This window comes from Pseudomonas sp. UBA3153, from assembly GCF_002364635.1.
Taxonomy (GTDB): domain Bacteria; phylum Pseudomonadota; class Gammaproteobacteria; order Pseudomonadales; family Pseudomonadaceae; genus Pseudomonas_O; species Pseudomonas_O kuykendallii.
Map to the genome: position 1 here is coordinate 1,533 of NZ_DEYR01000105.1, position 3,766 is coordinate 5,298.

The 3,766-nt window shown below is 61.8% G+C and carries 3 protein-coding genes; all 3 read left to right on the top strand.

Going from position 1 to position 3,766, the window contains the following annotated elements:
- Positions 1-436: 436 nt before the first annotated feature.
- From B2X67_RS20590 to ilvC, 3 genes are read left to right on the top strand one after another with little or no spacing between them, the layout of a single operon-like run.
- Positions 437-2,167 (top strand): acetolactate synthase 3 large subunit, encoded by a 1,731-nt coding sequence (locus B2X67_RS20590; protein ID WP_286786639.1) that lies wholly within the window; start codon positions 437-439, stop codon positions 2,165-2,167.
- A 2-nt stretch (positions 2,168-2,169) separates the two neighbouring features.
- On the top strand, positions 2,170-2,661 hold the full coding sequence (ilvN, locus tag B2X67_RS20595) for an acetolactate synthase small subunit (protein WP_090223537.1): 492 nt from the start codon (positions 2,170-2,172) through the stop codon (positions 2,659-2,661).
- Between the two features lie 52 nt (positions 2,662-2,713).
- Entirely contained in the window at positions 2,714-3,730 is a 1,017-nt protein-coding gene (gene ilvC, locus B2X67_RS20600) for a ketol-acid reductoisomerase (protein WP_090223535.1), read from the top strand.
- Positions 3,731-3,766 lie beyond the last annotated feature (36 nt).

Genomic DNA, 3,766 nt, shown 5'->3' on the forward strand with positions numbered 1-3,766 from the left:
AGCAGCAGGCTGCCGGCGAGGATCATGCGGTGCATGCGGTGTCCTTGGATTAGCGGTGGTACGTGCCGCTACTATAACCAAAAGCCGCTCGTCGCGATCCTGCAGCGCGTCACGGCCTAATCCAATAAAGCATGACGCGCGACTTGACTTGCGCCGGTCTAATCCGAACAATTCAACGCTCGCTGTAGTGGGGTCCGCCGCAAGCAGGCCGCAGCTCAGCAGACATGAGGCGCATACCCGCGCCGACCTGTAACACCCGCAACGCGTTACCTCGCGCTGGGTGGGATGGCACCGCAACAGTCTGGCGCCTTCCCAATACTTGCTCAGTCAGTAGCTGACGTAGTCGGCGACCACCGTCGCTCATGCTCTGCTTGGCAGTAGACCTATTAGGGCCATCCATCGTGGATGGCATTCTGGCGTTCTAGAGGTGACAAACGTGGAGCTCTTATCTGGCGCTGAAATGGTCGTCCGCTTCCTGCGTGACGAAGGCGTTAAGTACATCTATGGGTACCCGGGCGGTGCCCTCCTGCATATTTACGATGCCCTGTTCAAGGAACCGGCGGTAACGCACATTCTGGTTCGCCACGAACAGGCCGCCACGCATATGGCCGATGGCTATGCGCGGGCGACCGGCCGTGCCGGCGTGGTACTGGTGACCTCGGGTCCCGGTGCGACCAACGCTATTACCGGCATCGCCACCGCGTACATGGACTCGATCCCGATGGTGGTCATCTCCGGCCAGGTGGCGAGCACCGTGGTGGGTACCGATGCCTTCCAAGAAACCGACATGGTCGGCGTCTCCCGGCCGATCGTGAAGCACAGCTTCATGATCAAGCACCCGTCGGAAATCCCCGAGGTTCTGAAGAAGGCCTTCTACATTGCCGAATCCGGTCGCCCCGGTCCGGTGGTGGTGGACATTCCCAAGGACATGGGCGATCCGACGCAGAAGTTCGAGTACGTCCATCCCAAGAAGGTCAAGCTGCGCTCCTACAGCCCGGCCGTTCGCGGGCATTCCGGGCAGATCCGCAAGGCCGCCGAGATGCTGCTCGCAGCCAAGCGCCCGGTGATGTATTCCGGCGGTGGCGTGATCATGGGCGGCGCTTCCGCGGCCCTGACCGAGCTGGCACAACTGCTCAATTTGCCGGTCACCAATACGCTGATGGGCTTGGGCGCCTATCCGGGCAGTGACCGTCAGTTCGTCGGTATGCTCGGCATGCACGGCAGCTACACCGCCAACCTGGCGATGCACCATGCCGACGTCATCCTCGCCGTCGGTGCGCGCTTCGACGACCGCGTGATCAATGGCGAGACGGCAGCGAAGTTCTGCCCGAACGCGAAGATCATCCACATCGACATCGACCCGGCGTCGATCTCGAAGACCGTCAAGGCGGACATCCCGATCGTGGGTCCGGTGGACAGCGTGCTCGCTGAGATGGTTGCGGTGCTCAAGGAAATCGGCCACACGCCGAACAAGGAAACCGTCGCCAGCTGGTGGAAGCAGATCGAAGAGTGGCGCGGCGACCGCGGCCTGTTCCCGTACGACAAGGGCGACGGTTCGATTATCAAGCCGCAGGCGGTGATCGAGGCGCTTTACGACGTGACCCGGGGCGACGCCTACATCACCTCCGATGTGGGCCAGCACCAGATGTTCGCGGCGCAGTACTACCGCTATAACAAGCCTAACCGCTGGATCAACTCCGGCGGCCTCGGCACCATGGGCTTCGGCTTCCCGGCGGCGATGGGCGTCAAGCTCAACTTCCCGGATGACGACGTGGCCTGCGTGACCGGCGAGGGCAGCATCCAGATGAACATCCAGGAGCTGTCGACCTGCCTGCAGTACGACCTGCCGGTGAAGATCGTCAACCTCAACAACGGCGCGCTGGGCATGGTCCGCCAGTGGCAGGACATGCAGTACAGCAGCCGCTACTCGCACTCCTACATGGAGTCGCTGCCCGACTTCGTCAAGCTGGCCGAGGCTTATGGCCACGTCGGCATGCGCATCACCGAGCTGAAGGACCTCAAGCCGGGCCTGGAGGAAGCCTTCGCGATGAAGAATCGCCTGGTGTTCCTCGATATCGCGGTGGATACCAGCGAGCACGTCTACCCGATGCAGATCCGGGGCGGCGCGATGCGTGACATGTGGCTGAGCAAGACGGAGCGGACCTGAGCATGCGACACATCATTTCCCTGTTGCTGGAAAACGAACCGGGCGCGTTGTCCCGCGTGGTCGGCCTGTTCTCCCAACGCAACTACAACATCGAAAGCCTCACCGTGGCGCCGACCGAGGACCCGACCCTGTCGCGTCTGACGCTGACCACCGTCGGCCAGGATGAGGTCATCGAACAGATCACCAAGAACCTCAACAAGCTGATCGAGGTGGTCAAGCTGGTGAACCTGTCCGAGAGCGCCCACATCGAGCGCGAGCTGATGCTGGTGAAGGTCAAGGCCACCGGCGCGCAGCGCGCCGAGGTCAAGCGCACCACCGATATCTTCCGCGGGCAGATCGTCGACGTCACCAGCAGCGTCTACACGATCCAGTTGGCGGGAACCAGCGACAAGCTGGACAGCTTCATTCAGGCGGTCGGCACCGCGTCGATTCTGGAGACCGTACGCAGCGGCGTCACCGGTATCTCCCGTGGCGACAAAGTGCTGAGCATCTGACCCAATTAGCGAGTGGCCGCGAGGCCCCACAGGTAAATAGAAGGAAACGTTCATGAAAGTTTATTACGACAAAGACTGCGACCTCTCCATTGTTCAGGGCATGAAAGTCGCCATCATCGGCTACGGCTCGCAGGGTCACGCCCATGCGTGCAACCTGAAGGACTCGGGCGTCGACGTCACCGTCGGCCTGCGTGCAGGTTCCGCCACCGTCGCCAAGGCCGAAGCCCATGGCCTGAAAGTCACCGACGTGCCGAGCGCCGTCGCTGCCGCCGACGTGGTGATGATCCTCACCCCGGACGAGTTCCAGTCGCAGCTGTACAAGAACGAGATCGAGCCGAACCTGAAGAAGGGCGCGACCCTGGCTTTCGCCCACGGCTTCGCCATCCATTACAACCAGGTCGTTCCGCGTGCCGACCTTGACGTGATCATGATCGCGCCGAAGGCGCCGGGCCACACCGTGCGCTCCGAGTTCGTCAAGGGGGGCGGCATTCCTGACCTGGTCGCGATCTATCAGGACGCTTCCGGCAATGCCAAGAACGTCGCCCTGTCCTACGCCTGTGGCGTGGGCGGTGGTCGTACCGGCATCATCGAAACCACCTTCAAGGACGAAACCGAAACCGACCTGTTCGGCGAGCAGGCCGTTCTCTGTGGCGGTTGCGTCGAGCTGGTCAAGGCCGGCTTCGAAACCTTGGTCGAAGCCGGTTACGCGCCGGAAATGGCCTACTTCGAGTGCCTGCACGAGCTGAAGCTGATCGTCGACCTCATGTACGAAGGCGGTATCGCCAACATGAACTACTCGATCTCCAATAACGCCGAGTACGGCGAATACGTAACCGGCCCGGAAGTCATCAACGCCGAATCCCGTCAGGCCATGCGCAACGCACTCAAGCGCATCCAGAACGGCGAGTACGCTAAGATGTTCATCGCCGAAGGCGCCGGCAACTACCCGTCCATGACGGCGTATCGTCGCAACAACGCCGCTCACCCGATCGAGCAGGTCGGCGAGCGTCTGCGCGCGATGATGCCCTGGATCTCGGCCAACAAGATCGTAGACAAAGCCAAGAACTGAGGCTGGTTGCACGAATGAAAAAACGCGGCTTTGGCC